The 19,345-nt window shown below is 42.2% G+C and carries 16 protein-coding genes; 5 read left to right on the top strand and 11 right to left on the bottom strand.

Annotated features, from left to right (window positions below; translation table 11 throughout):
• Window positions 1-65: 65 nt before the first annotated feature.
• Window positions 66-1,958: a M13 family metallopeptidase gene (locus tag TZ94_RS06880; RefSeq protein ID WP_045615575.1), complete on the bottom strand. Its 1,893-nt coding sequence runs from the start codon at window positions 1,956-1,958 to the stop codon at window positions 66-68.
• Between the two features lie 179 nt (window positions 1,959-2,137).
• On the opposite strand from TZ94_RS06880, the gene TZ94_RS06875 reads away from it, so the two are divergent.
• From TZ94_RS06875 to TZ94_RS06855, 5 genes are all read left to right on the top strand, one after another.
• The gene (locus tag TZ94_RS06875) at window positions 2,138-2,860 is read left to right on the top strand and encodes a metal ABC transporter ATP-binding protein (RefSeq protein WP_006148892.1); all 723 of its coding nucleotides are present in this window, start codon (window positions 2,138-2,140) and stop codon (window positions 2,858-2,860) included.
• Window positions 2,857-3,705 (top strand): metal ABC transporter permease, encoded by an 849-nt coding sequence (locus TZ94_RS06870; protein ID WP_006148893.1) that lies wholly within the window; start codon window positions 2,857-2,859, stop codon window positions 3,703-3,705. The genes TZ94_RS06875 and TZ94_RS06870 overlap by 4 nt, the downstream gene beginning before the upstream one ends.
• 31 nt (window positions 3,706-3,736) lie before the next feature.
• The gene (locus tag TZ94_RS06865; protein ID WP_045615390.1) at window positions 3,737-4,666 is read left to right on the top strand and encodes a metal ABC transporter substrate-binding protein; all 930 of its coding nucleotides are present in this window, start codon (window positions 3,737-3,739) and stop codon (window positions 4,664-4,666) included.
• Window positions 4,667-4,784: 118 nt separating this feature from the next.
• Window positions 4,785-5,279 (top strand): thiol peroxidase, encoded by a 495-nt coding sequence (gene tpx, locus TZ94_RS06860; RefSeq protein WP_045615387.1) that lies wholly within the window; start codon window positions 4,785-4,787, stop codon window positions 5,277-5,279.
• Between the two features lie 81 nt (window positions 5,280-5,360).
• Complete coding sequence (locus tag TZ94_RS06855) at window positions 5,361-6,011, top strand: metal-dependent transcriptional regulator (protein WP_045615379.1); 651 nt, start codon at window positions 5,361-5,363, stop codon at window positions 6,009-6,011.
• A 41-nt stretch (window positions 6,012-6,052) separates the two neighbouring features.
• On the opposite strand, the gene dtd is transcribed toward TZ94_RS06855, so the two are convergent.
• From dtd to metE, 10 genes are all read right to left on the bottom strand, one after another.
• On the bottom strand, window positions 6,053-6,496 hold the full coding sequence (dtd, locus tag TZ94_RS06850) for a D-aminoacyl-tRNA deacylase (RefSeq protein WP_045615377.1): 444 nt from the start codon (window positions 6,494-6,496) through the stop codon (window positions 6,053-6,055).
• A gap of 29 nt (window positions 6,497-6,525) precedes the next feature.
• Window positions 6,526-8,742: a RelA/SpoT family protein gene (locus tag TZ94_RS06845; protein ID WP_045615375.1), complete on the bottom strand. Its 2,217-nt coding sequence runs from the start codon at window positions 8,740-8,742 to the stop codon at window positions 6,526-6,528.
• A gap of 141 nt (window positions 8,743-8,883) precedes the next feature.
• Entirely contained in the window at window positions 8,884-10,014 is a 1,131-nt protein-coding gene (locus TZ94_RS06840; protein ID WP_045615374.1) for an ABC transporter ATP-binding protein, read from the bottom strand.
• A 112-nt stretch (window positions 10,015-10,126) separates the two neighbouring features.
• The gene (locus TZ94_RS06835; RefSeq protein ID WP_045615373.1) at window positions 10,127-10,996 is read right to left on the bottom strand and encodes a helix-turn-helix domain-containing protein; all 870 of its coding nucleotides are present in this window, start codon (window positions 10,994-10,996) and stop codon (window positions 10,127-10,129) included.
• Window positions 10,997-10,998: 2 nt separating this feature from the next.
• Complete coding sequence (locus TZ94_RS06830) at window positions 10,999-11,385, bottom strand: Mini-ribonuclease 3 (protein WP_045615372.1); 387 nt, start codon at window positions 11,383-11,385, stop codon at window positions 10,999-11,001.
• Entirely contained in the window at window positions 11,378-12,721 is a 1,344-nt protein-coding gene (gene cysS, locus TZ94_RS06825; RefSeq protein ID WP_045615371.1) for a cysteine--tRNA ligase, read from the bottom strand. The genes TZ94_RS06830 and cysS overlap by 8 nt, the downstream gene beginning before the upstream one ends.
• A gap of 32 nt (window positions 12,722-12,753) precedes the next feature.
• Window positions 12,754-13,371, bottom strand: a complete 618-nt coding sequence (cysE, locus tag TZ94_RS06820; protein ID WP_004251281.1) for a serine O-acetyltransferase — start codon at window positions 13,369-13,371, stop codon at window positions 12,754-12,756.
• A 14-nt stretch (window positions 13,372-13,385) separates the two neighbouring features.
• On the bottom strand, window positions 13,386-15,608 hold the full coding sequence (pnp, locus tag TZ94_RS06815) for a polyribonucleotide nucleotidyltransferase (RefSeq protein ID WP_045615370.1): 2,223 nt from the start codon (window positions 15,606-15,608) through the stop codon (window positions 13,386-13,388).
• Between the two features lie 361 nt (window positions 15,609-15,969).
• Entirely contained in the window at window positions 15,970-16,830 is an 861-nt protein-coding gene (gene metF / locus TZ94_RS06810; RefSeq protein WP_045615369.1) for a methylenetetrahydrofolate reductase [NAD(P)H], read from the bottom strand.
• A 63-nt stretch (window positions 16,831-16,893) separates the two neighbouring features.
• Window positions 16,894-19,143 (bottom strand): 5-methyltetrahydropteroyltriglutamate--homocysteine S-methyltransferase, encoded by a 2,250-nt coding sequence (gene metE / locus TZ94_RS06805; RefSeq protein WP_045615368.1) that lies wholly within the window; start codon window positions 19,141-19,143, stop codon window positions 16,894-16,896.
• Window positions 19,144-19,345: the final 202 nt, after the last annotated feature.

The raw sequence follows: 19,345 nt of genomic DNA, 5'->3' as shown, positions 1-19,345 counted from the left end.
ATCAAATGGATAAACTTTAAAAATGAATCATTAATCCCAAGATGATACTTGGTTAAGGACTTACTTTACCAAATAATCACACGGTCTTCTGGTGCACGCCACATACCGTCGCCTTCTTTGACATCATAGGTTGTAAAGAAGTCATCAAAGTTTGGTACTTGGACATTGACACGTAGTTTAGCTGGCGCGTGCACATCAACGCTAGCCATAAGTTTCATTAACTCTGGGCGACCTTTCATACGCCAGATACGCGCAAAGTTGTTGAAGAATTCTTCAGCTGAAAAGTCTGGTTCTCTCTTAGCAGCTTCTAGAGCTGCAGCAATTCCACCTAAGTCCGCAACGTTTTCGGATACGGTTAATTTACCGTTAATGGTTGCGCCGTAAGATTCTTGACCGTCAAACTGGTCGATAACTTTCTGCGTTTTCTCTTTAAAGGCAGCATAATCGCTCTCTGTCCACCAATCCTTGAGACTACCATTTTCATCAAAGGACGCACCATTTGTATCAAAGGCATGAGATATTTCATGGGCGATAACTGCTCCGATACCACCATAGTTGGCAGAAGATGACTGATGCAAGTCATAGAATGGAGCCTGTAAGATAGCCGCTGGGAAGACAATCAAGTTCTTTTGTGGATTGTAGTAGGCATTAACCATATGAGCAGGCATGCCCCACTCTTTGTAGTCAACTGGCTGGTTCCACTTGCTCCAACTGTGTTTGATTTCCACACGCGCAAAGGCTAGGGCATTCTCAAAGAGACTAGCGTTTTCGTCTACTACTTTATCCTTGTAGCGAGCTGGTAATTCTTCTGGATAACCGATATAAGGCTTGATGACATTGAGTTTGACGATGGCTTTTTCTCGCGTTTCAGGAGTCAACCAGTCATTCTTAGCCAAGCGTTCCTTATAAACATCAATCATAGTTGCCACTTTTTTCTCTACATCCGCCTTGGCTTCTGGAGAGAATTTTTCATGTGCATACCAAAGACCGAGCGCTTGTTTGAATGGTCCTTGGGCTAAGTGGTAAGCAGCCTTGCGCTTGTCTTGGGCTTCTGGAACTCCTGAAAGGGCACGGCCATAAGCACCTGACAAAATGCGAATCTCATCTGTCAAATAGCTTGTTGAAAGATTGACCACACTCAAGATCAAGCTTGCCTTGAGTAAAGGCCAAGCTTCTTCACTATAGAATTGCTCTGCTGCTTGCCAGAAACGTTCTTCATCTACGATAACCTTATCTGGAGTTTGTCCAATTACAGCTTGGAAGAAGTCGTCGAGAGGTAATGCAGGCGCAAACTTCTTGAAATCTTCATAAGAATATGGATGGTAAAGTTTAGCATATTCTGAACTCTCTTCGTTTGAAAGTACGACAGATGCGATACGACGGTCCAACTTCAATCGTTTCTCTAAAAGATCTTCGATTTCTTCATCTGAGAAGTTATAGGCTTTGAGGAGATTAGCAGTACTTTCTTTCCAAAGGTTCAATAATTCCTCGCGCTGTGGATGGTCTTCCGCATAGTAGGTTGTGTCAGGCAAGATTGTTCCTGGAGCACTAGCCCAGAGAACATTGGTTCTAGCATCCATAAAGTCTGGTGATACACCAAATGGAAGGAAGTTTGGTTTGCCAGCTAATTCAAACTCTGCTAATTTGCTTGCGAAGTCCTCAAAACTTTCCAAATCTTGGTATTCCTTGAGCAAAGGAAGGACTGGCTCGATCCCATCAGCTTCTCGCTTGTCGAAATCTCTCACCATACGATGGTATTTGACAAAGTTTGCTAGGATAGGATCTTCAGGAACATCTTCTCCAGCCAACCACTTATCAGTTGTCGTTAGCATCAACTCTTCGATTTCTTCGTCAAGGTCGATAAAACCACCCGTTCTTGATTTATCAGCTGGAATGACTGCAGTCTTTTCCCACTCACCATTTATAGCGTCATAAAAATCATCTTGATAACGTGTCATCTTGTTCTCGCTTTCATTTTTCACTTATTCCTAGCTTAGCAAAATTCCCTTGGGAATGCAATTAAAAATGCCGTCTCCTCCTATTTGATTTCATTATTAATATTTTAAATTTTTACCAAAATTAACTTGACTTAAAAATAAAATTAAGGTATATTAAAATCCAGGAGGAATACAACTGTATGATACGTATCGAAAACCTCAGTGTCTCTTACAAAGAAACGTTGGCACTAAAGGATATTTCACTAGTGCTCCAAGGACCAACGATTACCGGAATCATCGGTCCAAACGGCGCTGGGAAATCAACATTATTAAAAGGTATGCTGGGAATTATCCCACATCAAGGTCAGGCATTTCTCGATGACAAGGAAGTTAAAAAATCCTTACATCGAGTTGCCTATGTCGAGCAAAAAATTCATATTGACTACAACTTTCCCATCAAGGTCAAGGAATGCGTCTCGTTAGGACTATTTCCCTCTATTCCTCTCTTTCGAAGTTTAAATGCTAAACATTGGAAGAAAGTGCAAGAGGCCCTTGAAATCGTCGACCTAGCTGACTACGCTGAACGTCAAATCAGTCAACTGTCTGGAGGTCAGTTCCAGCGGGTCTTGATTGCCAGATGTTTGGTGCAGGAAGCCGACTATATCCTCTTAGATGAACCCTTTGTTGGGATTGACTCAGTCAGTGAGGAAATCATCATGAATACGCTGAGAGATCTGAAAAAAGCTGGGAAGACGGTTCTCATCGTCCACCACGACCTCAGCAAGGTTCCCAACTACTTCGATCAAGTCTTGCTTGTCAATCGAGAAGTGATTGCTTTTGGTCCGACCAAAGAAACCTTTACCCAAGCCAATCTCAAAGAAGCTTACGGTAATCGACTCTTTTTCAATGGAGGTGACCTATGATTGCAGAATTTATCGATGGATTGCAAAAATTCCATTTCTTACAAAATGCCTTGATAACAGCTATTGTTATCGGGGTCGTAGCTGGAGCTGTAGGATGTTTCATCATTCTACGTGGGATGTCACTCATGGGAGATGCCATTTCACATGCTGTCTTACCAGGTGTAGCCCTCTCCTTCATCTTGGGCATTGACTTCTTTATCGGAGCCATTGTCTTTGGACTGCTAGCTGCTATCATCATTACCTACATCAAGGGAAACTCGATTGTCAAAAGCGATACCGCCATCGGCATTACCTTTTCTTCTTTCTTAGCCCTCGGTATCATCTTGATTAGTGTCGCTAAAAGTTCAACTGACCTTTTCCATATCCTTTTTGGTAATATTCTTGCTGTTCAAGATACAGATATGTTTATTACTATGGGTGTAGGGGCAGCCATTCTCTTGTTAATCTGGATTTTCTTCAAGCAACTCTTGATAACGTCCTTTGATGAACTCTTGGCTAAAGCCATGGGAATGCCTGTCAATTTCTATCACTACTTACTCATGGTACTCCTAACTCTCGTGTCTGTGACAGCCATGCAAAGTGTCGGAACTATCCTGATTGTAGCCATGCTGATTACCCCAGCCGCAACTGCTTATCTGTATGCTAATAGCCTGAAAAGTATGATTTTCCTTTCCTCAACCTTTGGAGCTACAGCTTCAGTTTTGGGACTCTTTATCGGCTATAGCTTTAACGTTGCGGCAGGTTCTAGTATCGTGCTTACAGCTGCTAGTTTCTTTCTCATTAGCTTCTTTATCGCTCCAAAACAACGATATTTGAAACTGAAAAATAAACATTTGTTAAAATAAGGGGCAAAGCCCCAATAAATTGGAGGATCTAATGAAAAAATTAGGTACATTACTCGTTCTCTTTCTTTCCGTCATTGCTCTTGTAGCATGTGCTAGTGGAAAAAAAGATGCAGCTTCTGGTCAAAAACTAAAAGTTGTTGCCACAAACTCAATCATCGCTGATATTACTAAAAATATTGCTGGTGACAAGATTGATCTTCACAGTATCGTTCCTGTTGGTCAAGACCCACACGAATACGAACCACTACCTGAAGACGTCAAGAAAACTTCTCAAGCTGATTTGATTTTCTATAACGGTATCAACCTTGAAACAGGTGGAAATGCTTGGTTTACAAAATTGGTAGAAAATGCCAAGAAAACTGAAAACAAAGACTACTTTGCAGTCAGCGAAGGCGTTGATGTTATCTACCTTGAAGGTCAAAACGAAAAAGGCAAAGAAGACCCACACGCTTGGCTCAACCTTGAAAATGGGATCATCTTTGCTAAAAACATCGCAAAACAATTGAGCGCTAAAGACCCTAGCAACAAAGAATTTTACGAAAAAAATCTCAAAGAATATACTGATAAGCTAGACAAACTTGACAAGGAAGCTAAAGCTAAATTCGACAATATTCCTGCTGAGAAAAAACTCATCGTAACCAGTGAAGGATGCTTCAAATACTTCTCTAAAGCCTACGGTGTCCCAAGTGCCTATATTTGGGAAATCAATACTGAAGAAGAAGGAACTCCTGACCAAATCAAGACCTTGGTTGAAAAACTTCGCCAAATGAAAGTTCCATCACTATTTGTTGAATCCAGTGTCGACGACCGTCCAATGAAGACAGTTTCTAAAGACACAAACATCCCAATCTACGCTCAAATCTTTACAGATTCTATCGCTGAAGAAGGTAAAGAAGGCGACAGCTACTACAACATGATGAAATACAATCTTGAAAAGATTGCTGAAGGATTGGCTAAATAAATTTCTAAAAACGTCATTCTCCTTGAATTGGCGTTTTTGTCTAATCAATTTTCAGTCAAACTATTGGAAAAGTCTGAACATTTAATGTAGAATGAAAGAAAAAAGATTGGAGTAGCTTATGACTACATTCCTTGGAAATCCTGTAACTTTCACAGGAAAACAACTACAAGTAGGAGACAAAGCAGTTGATTTCTCTCTCACAACGACTGACCTCTCTCAAAAAACACTGGCTGACTTTGAAGGCAAGAAAAAGATCTTGAGTGTTATCCCTTCTATCGATACAGGTATCTGCTCACTTCAGACTCGCCGCTTTAATGAAGAACTGGCTAGCTTGGACAACACTGTAGTCCTAACAGTATCAATGGACCTTCCATTTGCTCAAAAACGCTGGTGTGGTGCTGAAGGAATTGAAAATGCCATCATGCTCTCAGACTACTTCGACCACTCCTTTGGACGCGATTATGCCCTCTTAATCAATGAATGGCATCTGCTTGCACGCGCAGTTTTTGTTCTCGATACTGATAATATCATCCGCTATGTCGAATACGTAGACAATATCAACAGCGAACCAGACTTTGAAGCCGCTATTTCAGCTGCAAAAGAACTCAACTAAGTCAAGCTCTTGTAGCAAGAAGCTAGAGAAATCTAGCTTTTTTTGGTATACTAGATGGAGATAATAAACAAGGAAATGCGAATGACCCCAAATAAAGAAGACTATTTAAAATGTATTTATGAGATTGGCATGGATGTTCCTAAAATTACCAATAAGGAAATTGCTGCTCGAATGCAGGTATCTCCTCCAGCTGTAACCGAAATGATCAAGCGCATGCAGTCTGAAAATCTCATCTTAAAAGATAAGAAAAAAGGATACCTATTGACTGATATTGGTTTAAAACTTGTATCTGAGCTCTATCGCAAACACCGTTTGATTGAGGTTTTTCTGGTGCACCATCTAGACTATACCAGCGACCAAATTCATGAGGAAGCCGAGGTATTAGAACATACCGTTTCAGACTTTTTTGTGGAAAGATTAGAAAGTATGCTCGGCTTTCCAAAGACCTGCCCTCATGGTGGTACCATTCCTGCCAAGGGAGAACTTTTGGTTGAAATCAATAACTTGCCTCTAGCAGAGACCAAAGAAGCTGGAACCTATCTCCTGACTCGCGTTCACGATAGCTTTGACCTCCTCAAATATCTTGAAAAACATGCTATCAATATTGGAGACAAACTCCAAGTTCAACAGTTTGATGACTTTTCTAACACTTTTACTTTGATTCATAAGAACGAAGAACTCTTGGTAAGTCTAGAAATCGCCAAACAGCTCTATGTTGAAAAACTGAACTAAATACGTTACAAAAAAACCAAGCATACAAGCTTGGTTTTTTCTTATCTATTTTTAGTATCTAGGATAATGGTTACTGGGCCATCATTGACTAATCCCACCTGCATATCTGCTCCAAAGACTCCTGTCTCAACAGGAACTTCCTTAGCTAGTTCTTGGTTAAATTCTTGATAGAAAGCTTCCGCCATATCCGGTTTAGCAGCACCTGTAAAGGCTGGGCGATTGCCTTTTTTGGTATCGGCAAACAAAGTAAACTGAGAGATGGATAGGATTTCTCCTTGGATATCCTTAACAGATAGGTTCATCTTGCCTTCAGCATCTGAAAAGATTCGCATATTGACAAGTTTTCTCACTGCATAATCCAAATCTTCCTGCTGATCCTCAGGTCCAACACCCACTAAGAGCAAGAGCCCCTGCTTGATTTGACCATGAACCTGCCCATCAATAGACACCTGAGCTTCCTTGACACGCTGAACGATAATTCTCATAGAAATCCTTTCTGACAATCTCAACCAATTTATCCATTCGTTCGTTTGACTGAATAGACTTCTGGTACACTCTTAATCTTATCAACTACAGTAGTTAACGTTGAAAGATTTGAAATTCCAAAGGATACATGGATATTAGCAAATTTCATATCCTTGGTTGGTTGGGCATTAACTGTTGAGATATTCTTAGTTGTATTTGATAGGACTTGCAAGATATCATTCAATAGACCAGAACGGTTGAGTCCGTAGATATCGATGTGAGCCATATATTCCTTGTTTGAGAATTGGTCTTCCCATTCAACATCGAGTAGACGCTGCTCGTAATTTTCCTGCGAACGAAGGTTCATACAGTCCACACGATGGATAGCAACTCCGCGACCTTTGGTAATATAACCGACAATATCATCACCGGGAACAGGATTACAACATTTAGCAATCCGGACCAAGAGTCCAGAAGCCCCTTGGATGACAACTCCACCCTCATGCTTAACCTTTAGAGTTTCCTTGTTTTCAACCTTGACTTCGCCACCCTTGACCAGTTCTTCTGCTTCTGCCTTGGCTTTGGCACGTTCTTCTTCACGACGTTCTTTCTCCGTCAAACGGTTAAAGACAGTGATAGCACCAATTTCTCCAAAACCAATCGCAGCAAAGAGAGCTTCTTCAGTCTTGTAGCTGGTTTTTTGAAGGACTTCATCCATGTGACGCTTGTCCATAAATTTATTGGCCACATAGCCGTTTTCTTGAAGCTGACTAATCAGCATTTCACGGCCTTTATTGATGGACAATTCTTTATCTTGGTTTTTAAAGAACTGACGAATTTTGTTACGGGCCTTGCTGGTCTTAACCATATTGAGCCAGTCACGACTTGGTCCAAATGAATTTGGATTGGTGATGATTTCAACCTGGTCACCCGTTTTTAACTTAGTCGTCAACGGAACCATGCGACCATTAACCTTGGCACCTGTTGCTTTTTCCCCAATCTTTGTATGAATTTCATAGGCAAAGTCAATCGGTCCAGAATCCTTTGGAAGAGAACGAACCGCTCCATCTGGAGTAAAGACATAAATTTCTTCTGCCAGATAGTTTTCTTTGACAGTATCTACAAATTCCTTGGCATCATCTGCCTGATCTTGGAGTTCCATCATCTCCTTGATCCAGTTCATTCCGATAGCAGATTCTTTACTATTAACCTGACCTTTGATTCCTTTTTTGTAGGCCCAGTGAGCCGCAACCCCGTACTCGGCAACCTCGTGCATTTCCTTGGTACGAATCTGGAACTCGATCGGTCCTTTTGGTCCATAAACAGTCGTATGGATAGACTGGTAACCATTAGCCTTACGATTGGCAATGTAATCCTTGAAACGGCCTGGCATTGGTTTCCAAAGCTCATGGACATATCCTAACATAGCATAGACATCGCTCTGAGTGTCTAAAATACAGCGAATGGCAATCAAGTCATAGATTTCCTCAAAACGTTTTTTCTTGTCCTGCATCTTGCGATAGATAGAGTAGATATGCTTTGGACGGCCATAGATTTTTCCTGTAAGGTGGCGCTCAGATGAATATTCCTCAAGCTTCGTCACAACTTCATCGACCAAGGCTTCACGTTCTTGACGTTTTTCCTTCATCATGTGACTAATCTTGTAAAATTCAGTTGGATTGAGATAGCGGAAAGAGAGATCTTCCAGTTCCCACTTCACACTTGAAATCCCCAAACGATGAGCAAGTGGTGCATAGATTTCCATTGTTTCTCGGGAAATACGTTCCTGCTTGTCCTTACGAAGATGCTTGAGAGTGCGCATATTGTGCAGGCGGTCAGAGAGTTTTACCAAGATAACACGGATATCCTCAGACATGGCCATGAGCATCTTGCGGTGATTCTCGGCCAATTGCTCCTCGAAAGATTTGTACTCAACCTTACCAAGTTTGGTAACACCGTCTACAATCACTCGAACATCATGTCCAAACTCACGCTCTAAGTCATCCAAAGTAGCATCTGTGTCTTCTACCACGTCATGCAAAAAACCACAGGCAACAGTGACAGCGTCCAGCTTGAGCTTGGCTAAAATACCTGCTACCTGAATAGGGTGGATAATGTAGGGCTCGCCTGATTTACGATACTGCCCACTATGACATTCTACAGCGTAAACCAAGGCCTTGTGTACAAAAGCCACATCTTCTTTCGATAAATATTTTTGCGTTAAAGCGACGACTTCATCGCCTGAATAAATTACTTCTTTTGGCATGCATACTCTCCAGTTCTTCCTACCATTTTAACACTTTTTGGTCAATATGAAAACTAGAAAAGCCTATTCCCTAAGACTTTGCTGAACTCTAAAAAACACTACTAGAGAAACTCTAGTAGTGTTGGTTGATTCAAATCTATCTTAGTAAACTGTTCTTTCAGTTTCTACGTCGAAGAAGTGAGCTTTGTTCAAGTCAAATCCAAGTTCAACCGTTGCACCAGCTTGCAAGTAGTCACGTGCATCAACTTTAGCAACGAATTCATCTTTACCAACTTGGCAGTATAGGTGAGATTCTGAACCGAGCAATTCTGATACAGAGATAGTTGCTTTCACAACTGATTCTGGGAATGTTTCAAGGAAAGCAGGTTCTGCATTCACGTCTTCTGGACGGATACCGAAAATCAATTCTTTACCTTCGTAACCTTTTTCACGAAGAACTTTCAAAGCACCTTCTGGAACTTTCAAGTTGAAGCCGTCACCAACGATGTGATCACCGTTCAATTTAACGTTGATGAAGTTCATAGCTGGGCTTCCGATAAATCCTGCTACGAATTTGTTAACTGGGTTTTTGTAAACTTCTTGAGGAGTACCGATTTGTTCAACACGTCCGATAGTACCAGTACCAGCAGGGTTTTTAGTAGCTGACATGATAACGATACGGTCTGCAAGAGTCATCGCTTCTGTTTGGTCGTGAGTTACGTAGATAGTTGTAGCTCCGATACGACGGTGGATTTTAGCGATTTCAGCACGCATTGATACACGAAGTTTTGCATCCAAGTTTGACAAAGGTTCGTCCATCAAGAACACTTTTGCATCACGGACGATCGCACGACCCATGGCAACACGTTGACGTTGACCACCAGAAAGGTCAGCAGGTTTACGTTCCAAAAACTCTTTCAATCCGAGGATTTCAGCTGCTTCTTGTACACGTTTGTCGATATCTTCTTTACTGTATTTACGCAATTTCAAACCGAAAGCCATGTTGTCGTATACAGTCATGTGTGGGTAAAGAGCGTAGTTTTGGAATACCATGGCGATATCACGGTCTTTTGGAGCTACGTCGTTGACAACCACACCATCGATAGATGCAGTACCTTCTGTGATGTCTTCAAGACCTGCAATCATACGGAGTGTAGTTGATTTACCACATCCTGAAGGTCCTACGAAAACGATAAATTCTTTGTCTTTGATGTCCAAGTTGAAGTCTTCAACTGAGTAGTGTTCGCTATTTGGATATTTTTTGTAAATATTTTTAAGATTTAATTCTACCATTTCGGTGAACTCCTTTTATTTTTGATAGTTTTATTATAGATGAAAACGCTTTACATTTCTATGGCAAGGTGACCAAAAAAATAAAAAAGTTCTGTGCAACTTGCACAAAACTTTAAATAATATCTGGTAAAATCAACTGATAACACAAGGTCAAATCTGTCAATTCTTTCAACTGTAGCCCTGTTAATTCTTCCCATTTATCAATCTTGTATTGGAGAGAATTGCGGTGTAGATAGAGTTGCTGAGCTGTCTTCGTAAGGACTGCACTGTTTTCCCATAGCGAGAGAATGATTTCCTGAATCTGATCCTGATCCAAAATCATCTGATGAAGATAATCTTTGATCAAAGCAAGATCCACCATTTTTTCACCCATGCTCCAAAGGTAAAGTTGAGAAAAGGTATGGAATCCTTGATGACCTTGACGCCACCAGTTTTTAAACAAGTCACGTTCTGCTTTGATGAGATCTGTCAAACTCTGATTTCCTGTTTGAGACCAGACCTGACCAAGCATAATAGACAGACGAACTCCAAAGTCGTACTCTACAGCTTCCAAGGTATCTGTCAGGATTGAGCGAACAGAAGTGTATTTGTCCTGTTGGAGAACAAAAAGGTAATCCTGAGCGCCAACCTGAAGAACTGTTTCACAATTAGGAAAGAGGGTTTTCATCATATCCAACCAAGAAGTCAGGTTTTCCTGTTGGTAATAGGAAAGGTGACAATAAACAACTTGTAGCTTTTTAAAGCTCTGCGGTGCTTGCCCCTTCCCCTCTATCAAATAGCTATACCAGGGATTGAGAGAGATGGTTTGTTCCTGCTGGCTTAAGAGAGCCACCAACTGTTTCTCACGTTCACTAAGTCCAGCTTCTTCCAGTAAAACCCACTGATTTGAGGATACCGGAAGCGTCAGATAGCCTTCCTTATCGACTGGTTGGTCTACGATTTGAGCTTGTGGAAACCAATCTAGTAATTCTTTTGCAATCATTCCTAGCCCTCCACTTTTTGAATACACCAAGAAATCAAGGTTTCAAGGCGCTCTACATTTTCAGTCATATGAAGATAGCCCATGACCGCTTCAAAACCTGTAGACATACGGTAGGTCACTACATCTGCATTCTTTGCCTTGGTGTGACTATTGGTATTGCGACCACGTTTATAGATTTCTTCTTCTTTTTCCGTTAGGACTTGCTCCTCCAACATGAGAGAAATCAAGCGTGCTTGAACCTTGGCTGATACATACTTAGTGGCCTCTTGATGGAGTTTATTGGGCTTGGTCATGCCTTTAAGAATGAGATGACGGCGAATATACATTGAATAAACCGCATCTCCTTCAAAGGCTAGAGCAATCCCGTTAATGAGATTGACATCAGTCACGTGTCCACCTCACTCCATCCTTGGTATCAAGTAGTTTAATCCCTTGAGCAGCTAGTTGGTCACGGATTTGGTCTGCTGTCGCAAAGTCACGATTGGCACGCGCTTCTTGGCGTTTTTGAATTAAGGCTTCAATCTCTTCATCCAAAACTTCCTCAATAAAGACCACTCCAAAGACTTCTAACATAGCTGCAAAAGCTTCCTTCACAGTTGCATCATAGTTACCTGAGTTGATCCATTTGGCCATCTCAAAAACAACTGTGATTCCATTAGCTGTATTGAAATCCTCATCCATAGCAGCAACAAACTTATCTTTAAATGCCTGTAACTCTTGAGCATCTACAGTTCCAGTAAATGGTTGCTCATAAGTGTTCTTCAGATACTTGAGATTAGTCTCAGCATCGCCCACTGCTTTTTCCGTAAAGTTGATAGGTTTGCGGTAATGCTGAGTCGCAAAGAAGAAACGCAATACTTGACCGTCGATAGTTTTGAGGGCATCGTGTACCGTAATAAAGTTACCCAAGGACTTAGACATCTTGACATTGTCAATGTTGACAAAGCCATTGTGCATCCAGTAGTTAGCAAAGGTCTTACCTGTCTTGGCTTCCGACTGGGCAATTTCGTTGGTGTGGTGTGGGAACTCAAGGTCAGCTCCACCACCGTGAATATCGATAGTATCACCCAAAATCTCCGTTGACATAACCGAACATTCGATATGCCAGCCTGGACGACCAGGCCCCCAAGGGCTGTCCCAAGAAATCTCACCTGGTTTGGCAGCTTTCCAAAGAGCAAAATCTACCGGATTTTCCTTGCGAACTGTTTCTTCGTCTGTCCGACCTGAAGCACCTAACTCCAAGTCTTCTAGGGTTTTATTGGCTAACTTAGCATAGTTGTGAGATTTTTCCACACGGAAATAGACATCCCCTTGACTCTCATAGGCATAACCCTTTTCAATCAAGTCTTCTACAAAGCGGATGATATCAGCCATAAACTCTACAACACGTGGATGGCGAGTTGCAGGCTTCACTCCAAGAGCCGTCACATCTTCACGAAAAGCCGCGATGTACTTGTCCGCTACTTCTTGAGGTGTGATGCCTTCTTCCTTGGCACGGTTGATAATCTTATCATCCACATCTGTGAAGTTAGAAATATAGGCAACCTCATAGCCACGATATTCAAAATAGCGACGAATCGTATCAAAAGCTACCGTTGAGCGGGCATTCCCCACGTGGATATAGTTATAAACTGTTGGCCCACAGACATACATCTTGACCTTGCCGTCCTCGATTGGGACAAATTCTCGCAAATCACGAGACATGGTGTCATAGATTTTAATCACTCACTGACTCCTTTCTGTGTCTTACAATAAGCTTACAAACCAGACGACCTGTGACTGGCTTCTCTAGCATGCTCAAGTTTATTGACGTAGTATTCACGTTTTTCTTCGACTTCGTGAATGGTTGGTTCATCCTTTTGCCCGTGAACACGAACAATCTTGGCAGGAATACCGACAACCGTCACATCGCTAGGAACATCTGCCACAACGACCGCTGCAGCACCGACCTTGGCATTTTCACCAATCTCTACAGGTCCGATGACTTGGGCATGAGCAGAAATGAGCGCTCCTTTACGAACAGTCGGATGGCGTTTGCCACTATCCTTACCTGTCCCACCAAGGGTTACCCCATGATAAAGGAGAACACCTTTTTCAACGATAGCTGTCTCCCCAATCACAAGTCCTGCTCCATGGTCAATGAAGACACCTGATTCGATTTGAGCTCCAGGGTGAATCTCAATCTGAGTCCAAAAACGCCAAAACTGGCTGTGCATACGAGCTAAAAGCTTAAAGCCATGTTTCCAGAGAAAATGAGAGAGACGGTGAGCAGCCAAGGCTTTCACACCAGGATAGGTCAAAAGAACCTCCAAAGTGGTGCGAGCCGCTGGATCATTTTCTTTTACGATATCAATGGTTTCACGCCACCATCCCATACATTTCTCCTTTCTTATTCTGAGTCTTTTGGTGTTTCTGTAGTTTCTTTCTTAGGTTTGTGGTCCTTGTGGTGGTGACGAGGACGATCGCCATGACGATGACCTTTATCCCCTTTTTCTTCTGAACGTTCAGGTTTTGGCGGACGTGGCAAGAGTGCCTTCATAGAAGCATCTACACGACCTTTTTCATCGATCTTAATAACCTTTACATCTACAAAATCACCAATTTGAACTAAATCTTCTACATTATTAGTACGAGTCCAAGCCATTTCAGAGATGTGAACGAGGGCATCAGTCTTGTCAAAGAGGTTGACAAAGGCACCAAATTTCTCGATACGCACAACTTTGGCATGGTATACTTCGTCCACTTTTGCTTCACGAACCAAACCAGCAATGATTTCTTTAGCACGGTTGATGGCATCTTGGTCGCTAGAGTAGATAGATACGTTACCTTCTTCGTCGATGTCAATCTTAACGCCTGTTTCAGCGATGATCTTATCGATGGTTTCTCCACCCTTACCGATGACAATCTTAATCTTGTCCACATCAATCTTAATAGTATCAATTTTCGGTGCAGTTGGAGCCAATTCTGGACGTACTTCTGGAATCGTTGCTTCAATCACGTCAAGGATTTCAAAACGAGCTTTCTTGGCTTGGGCAAGAGCTTCAGTCAAGATTTCTGCAGTGATCCCTTGGATCTTGATATCCATTTGAAGGGCTGTAATCCCGTCACGAGTACCCGCAACCTTGAAGTCCATGTCTCCAAAGTGGTCTTCCAGACCTTGGATATCTGTCAATACTGTGTAGTTGTTTCCATCTGAGATCAGACCCATAGCAATCCCTGCTACTGGGGCCTTGATTGGCACACCACCAGCCATAAGGGCAAGTGTTCCCGCACAGATAGATGCTTGAGATGAAGAACCGTTTGATTCCAAGACCTCAGCTACCAAACGGATGGCATATGGAAATTCTTCTAAGCTTGGTAAGACTTGAGCAAGGGCACGCTCACCAAGAGCACCGTGACCGATTTCACGACGACCTGGCGCACCATAACGACCTGTTTCTCCTACAGAGTATTGTGGGAAGTTATAGTGGTGCATAAAGCGTTTCTTGTACTCTGGATCCAAACCATCGATGATTTGCGTTTCACCCATTGGTGCCAAAGTCAAGATAGAAAGAGCCTGAGTTTGTCCACGAGTGAAGAGACCTGAACCGTGTACACGAGGAAGGTAGTCCACTTGTGCATCCAAAGGACGGATTTCATCGACCTTACGGCCGTCAGGACGAACCTTGTCTTCTGTGATCAAACGGCGCACTTCTGCGTGTTCCATTTGTTCCAAGATTTCAGCCACATCACGCATGATACGGTCAAATTCTTCGTGGTCTACATATTTTTCTTCGTAAACTGCTGTAACTTGGTCTTTGACTGCTTGAGTTGCAGCTTCACGCGCCAATTTTTCTTCTACTTGAACCGCTTTTTGAAGATCGCTGTTGTAGGCTGCAATGATTTCAGCTTGCAATTCAGCATCCACATGAAGCAATTCTACTTCTGCTTTTTCTTTACCGACTGCCGCAACGATTTCTTCTTGGAAGGCAATCAATTCTTTGACAGCTTCGTGTCCTTTAAGAAGAGCTTCCAACATGATTTCTTCTGACAATTCTTTGGCACCAGACTCTACCATGTTGATAGCATGCTTGGTACCAGCTACTGTCAATTCAAGAAGAGAGCGCTCTGCTTGTTCTTGCGTTGGGTTAATGATGATTTCCCCATCAACATAACCTACTTGTACCCCAGCGATAGGTCCGTCAAATGGAATATCTGAGATAGAAAGTGCCAATGATGACCCAAACATAGCTGCCATTGGAGCAGATGCATTTTCATCGTAAGAAAGGACTGTGTTGATGACTTGCACTTCATTACGGAAACCTTCTGCAAACATTGGACGGATGGGACGGTCAATCAAACGCGCTGTCAAAGTCGCATCTGTTGAAGGACGTCCTTCACGTTTCATAAAGCCACCAGGAAATTTCCCAGCCGCATACATTTTTTCTTCGTAGTTGACTTGAAGCGGGAAGAAATCCCCAGTTGCCATCTTCTTAGACATGACGGCAGCAGTCAAGACAGTTGACTCACCGTAACGCACCACAACAGAGCCATTTGCTTGCTTAGCAACCTGACCAGTCTCTACGATCAACTCACGACCCGCAAAAGTCGTTTGAAACACTTGTTTTGTCATTGTAATCCCCTTTGGATTGATAAAATTATACGCCTTGCCTACAAAAATCAGGATACAAAGGGCGTTAAGAATCCCGTATGAAAATAGGAGATTGATGCAGTGTGCGATGCACACCAGGAAATCTATCTTTTTCACTAGGGATTTAGCCCGTGTTCAACTCCGAAATTATTTTAGATCTGATTCTTTAACTTACATCTCTTTGAAATAAGATTAAGACTGCTTAAATATCGTTTATACCCTCATCTTTGTATCAAGTACGTACAGAGTCTATTTTATCATATTTTTCTTAAAAAGTACGGTCTTTTCTATAAAAAAGGAACCATTCTGCTATGAAAAGAAGAATGGTTTGCTTTTAATTATTTTAAGGTTGGTGATTGAACAAGGCATGAGTTGCTTGGTGGATGTACTGAGCAGTGTCTGCGTTGTTCATGGTGTAGAGATGCACGCCTGCTACGTCTTGCGTTACCAAGTCCACGATTTGGTCTACGGCATAGGCAAGTCCTGCTGCTCTGAGTGACTCAGGGTCATTCTCATACTTGTCCAAGATAGCCTTAAACTTACGTGGGAGATGGATATTCTCACAAGTCTTCAAGAGACGAAGCGCTTGGTTACGATTGAGGATTGGCATGATACCGGCATGAATAGGAACATCAATCCCAGCCAAGGTACATTTGTCTTGGAAGTCGTAGAAACGCTCATTGTCAAAGAAAAGCTGAGTGACAAGGCTTGAACAGCCTGCATCCACTTTTTTCTTGAGATTTTGAATATCTGAGATTTGGTTTGGCGAATCAGGATGTCCCTCTGGATAACAAGCTCCAATTACATCAAAATGCGGTGCCTGTTCATTGATAAACTCAATCAAGTCTGTGGCGTAACGAAAATCCTTTTGCGGCTCAACACCAGGAATGATATCACCACGCAAAGCCAAGATTTTCTGAACTCCAACCTTATCCAAATCTGCAATAGTCTCAGCTACCTTATCCTTAGTTAGATAAATAGCTGGCAAGTGAGCAATGGTCGGAATCTCCAAGTCATTTTGGATATAGTCAGCCAAACGAACCGTCGTCTCTTTGATATTAAATTTATTATTGCTGGCAGTTACACTGATGAAGTGTGGTGCCAAGCCCTGCATGTCTTTCAGAGCTGCAATAATTTTGTCATTGCCTACTGATGGGTTGGGAGGGAAAACTTCAAATGAGAGTGACGGTGTTTGACGCGACATATGTAATAACCTTTTTCTAGTTGATTTCTTACTGATCAACCGTGTAGAGAGAACTGTCTTTTCTTACAATTTCTCACGCGCAGCTTTGGCAGCTTCTACAAGGCGGATCAAGCTTTCTTTCGTTTCTGGAATACCACGTGTTTTCAAACCACAGTCAGGGTTGATCCAAACTTTCTTGCTTGGTACTTTAGCAAGGATAGCTTCGATGGTGTGGTCGATTTCGCCTTCGTTAGGCACACGAGGTGAGTGGATATCGTAAACCCCAGGTCCAACTTCTGTTTGGAAGTTTTTCGCTTTGAGTTCGTCCAAGATTTCAAGGTTTGAACGGCTAGCTTCAAATGAGATAACGTCTGCATCCATGTTGTCGATAGCTGGGATGATATCTGTAAATTCTGAGTAACACATGTGAGTGTGGATTTGTGTGTCTGGTGCTACAGTTGAGTGGACCAAACGGAAGGCTGGAATAGCCCAGTCAAGGTAGTCTTCGTACCAGTCGCTACGACGGAGTGGCAATTTTTCACGAAGAGCAGCCTCGTCGATTTGGATGATTTTCACGCCTGCAGCTTCAAGGTCAAGAACTTCATCCTTGATTGCAAGAGCGATTTGAAGAGTAGAATCCTTGATAGAGATGTCTTCACGTGGGAATGACCAGTTAAGTATAGTAACAGGTCCAGTCAACATACCTTTAACAGGTTTGTCCGTACGGCTTTGTGCGTAGCTAGACCATTTAACAGTGATTGGGTTGAGACGAGTGACATCACCCCAGATGATTGGTGGTTTAACCCCACGCATACCGTATGATTGTACCCAACCGTTCTTAGAGAAGAGGTAACCAGACAAGTTTTGACCGAAGTACTCAACCATGTCATTACGCTCGAATTCACCGTGTACAAGCACGTCAAATCCCACTTCTTCTTGCCATTTGATCCATTCGTCGATAGTTTCAGCAAGGAAGGCATCGTATTCTTCTTGTGACAATTCACCCTTACGGAAGGCCAAACGTTTAGCACGAACTTCCTTAGTTTGAGGGAATGAACCGATTGTTGTTGTTGGAAGAGCTGGAAGTTTGAATGCTTCTTCTTGGATCGCTTCACGTTCTGCAAAGGCTGGCAAACGAGTGTAGTCTGCGTCAGTCAATCCAGCGATACGTGCACGAAGTTCCGCATTTTCACCAACACGTTCAGTTGCAAAGAGTTCTTTGTTTGCTGCAAGAGCTTCTGCACCTTGACCGTTGCGGATAGCATCCAAGTCACGGATTTCATCCAATTTTTCAACTGCAAATGCAAAGTGGTTCAAGATAGCTGGTTCAAATTCTTCGTTAGCAGTTGTAAATGGCACATGAAGAAGTGAGCATGAGCTAGTCAAAACGATGTTTTCAGCTGGGATTTGCTCAAGAATAGCCAAGCTCTTTTCGTAGTTGTTGCGCCAGATGTTCTTACCATTGACAATACCTGCATAAAGAGTCTTGTCAGCTGGGAAGCCACCTTTAACGAGTTCAAGAGTTTTCTTACCTTCGACAAAGTCAAGACCGATCGCATCTACTGGCAATTTCACAAGGTCAGCGTAAACGTCACGAACGTCACCGAAGTATGTTTGAAGCAAGACTTCAAGACCTTTCTTGTCAGCCAAGAGTTTGTTGTAGATGTTCAAGAATAGGGCTTTTTCTTCTTCTGTCAAATCTTTGACAAGAGCAGCTTCGTCGAGTTGGATACGAGTTGCACCAAGTTCAGCCAATTTAGCAAAAACATCTTGGTAAGCAGCTACTAAGCTATCTACGAAGTCTTCTGCTTTCACACCTTCTTCAAAGTCTGACAATTGAAGGAAAGTGAATGGACCGACAAGGACAGGACGAGTGTTGAGACCCAATTCTTTTGCTTCTTGGAACTCATCGAAAATCTTGTGACCAGCCAATTTTACTTGAGTGTCTTTTTCAAATTTAGGAACGATGTAGTGGTAGTTAGTGTTGAACCATTTCTTCATCGGAAGGGCACGAACATCCCCTTTTTCTCCTTGGTAACCACGTCCCAAAGCAAAGTAACGTTCAAGATCAGATAATTCTAAGTTTTGTACTGATGCAGGAACTACGTTGAAAAGGAAGGCAGCATCAAGGAAGTTGTCGTAGTGAGAAAAGTCATTTGATGGGATTTCAGTGATGCCTTTTTCTTTGACGATGTTCCAGTGTTTTGCACGCAATTCTTTAGCCGCAGCCAAGAGTTCTTCTTCTGAGATTTCTTTTCTAAAGTATTTTTCAGTTGTAAATTTTAATTCGCGGAATTCACCCAAACGAGGGAAACCGATAATTGTAGTTGACATGTTTTGTCCTCCAAAAATTGTTGTTGAAACTATCTTAACAGAAAAGAAATCATCTGTATAATTGTAAAAAATTAGGCTTTGATATAGTTTGAAACTATACCACTTTTTGAAGCACAAAAAAGGATTTGGAGAAGATTCTCCAAATCCTTTTGTAGACAATGGTTAACAGTATTCCAAGATAGTCCTGTTCATAGTCAAACTT

The sequence above is a fragment of the Streptococcus infantis genome (assembly GCF_000960085.1).
GTDB lineage: Bacteria > Bacillota > Bacilli > Lactobacillales > Streptococcaceae > Streptococcus > Streptococcus infantis_C.
Note: the sequence above shows the minus strand (reverse complement) of the source record. Positions and strands in the feature narration are given on the sequence as shown.

Bases quoted from the DNA above. Each gene is read 5' to 3' on its own strand.
- TZ94_RS06855 (WP_045615379.1), top strand. From the start codon at position 5,361: ATGACCCCAAATAAAGAAGACTATTTAAAATGTATTTATGAGATTGGC.
- TZ94_RS06840 (WP_045615374.1), bottom strand. From the start codon at position 10,014: ATGGTAGAATTAAATCTTAAAAATATTTACAAAAAATATCCAAATAGC.
- TZ94_RS06875 (WP_006148892.1), top strand. From the start codon at position 2,138: ATGATACGTATCGAAAACCTCAGTGTCTCTTACAAAGAAACGTTGGCA.
- TZ94_RS06845 (WP_045615375.1), bottom strand. From the start codon at position 8,742: ATGCCAAAAGAAGTAATTTATTCAGGCGATGAAGTCGTCGCTTTAACG.
- TZ94_RS06880 (WP_045615575.1), bottom strand. From the start codon at position 1,958: ATGACACGTTATCAAGATGATTTTTATGACGCTATAAATGGTGAGTGG.
- tpx (WP_045615387.1), top strand. From the start codon at position 4,785: ATGACTACATTCCTTGGAAATCCTGTAACTTTCACAGGAAAACAACTA.
- TZ94_RS06870 (WP_006148893.1), top strand. From the start codon at position 2,857: ATGATTGCAGAATTTATCGATGGATTGCAAAAATTCCATTTCTTACAA.
- TZ94_RS06865 (WP_045615390.1), top strand. From the start codon at position 3,737: ATGAAAAAATTAGGTACATTACTCGTTCTCTTTCTTTCCGTCATTGCT.
- dtd (WP_045615377.1), bottom strand. From the start codon at position 6,496: ATGAGAATTATCGTTCAGCGTGTCAAGGAAGCTCAGGTGTCTATTGAT.
- metE (WP_045615368.1), bottom strand. From the start codon at position 19,143: ATGTCAACTACAATTATCGGTTTCCCTCGTTTGGGTGAATTCCGCGAA.
- metF (WP_045615369.1), bottom strand. From the start codon at position 16,830: ATGTCGCGTCAAACACCGTCACTCTCATTTGAAGTTTTCCCTCCCAAC.
- cysE (WP_004251281.1), bottom strand. From the start codon at position 13,371: ATGGGATGGTGGCGTGAAACCATTGATATCGTAAAAGAAAATGATCCA.
- pnp (WP_045615370.1), bottom strand. From the start codon at position 15,608: ATGACAAAACAAGTGTTTCAAACGACTTTTGCGGGTCGTGAGTTGATC.
- TZ94_RS06835 (WP_045615373.1), bottom strand. From the start codon at position 10,996: ATGATTGCAAAAGAATTACTAGATTGGTTTCCACAAGCTCAAATCGTA.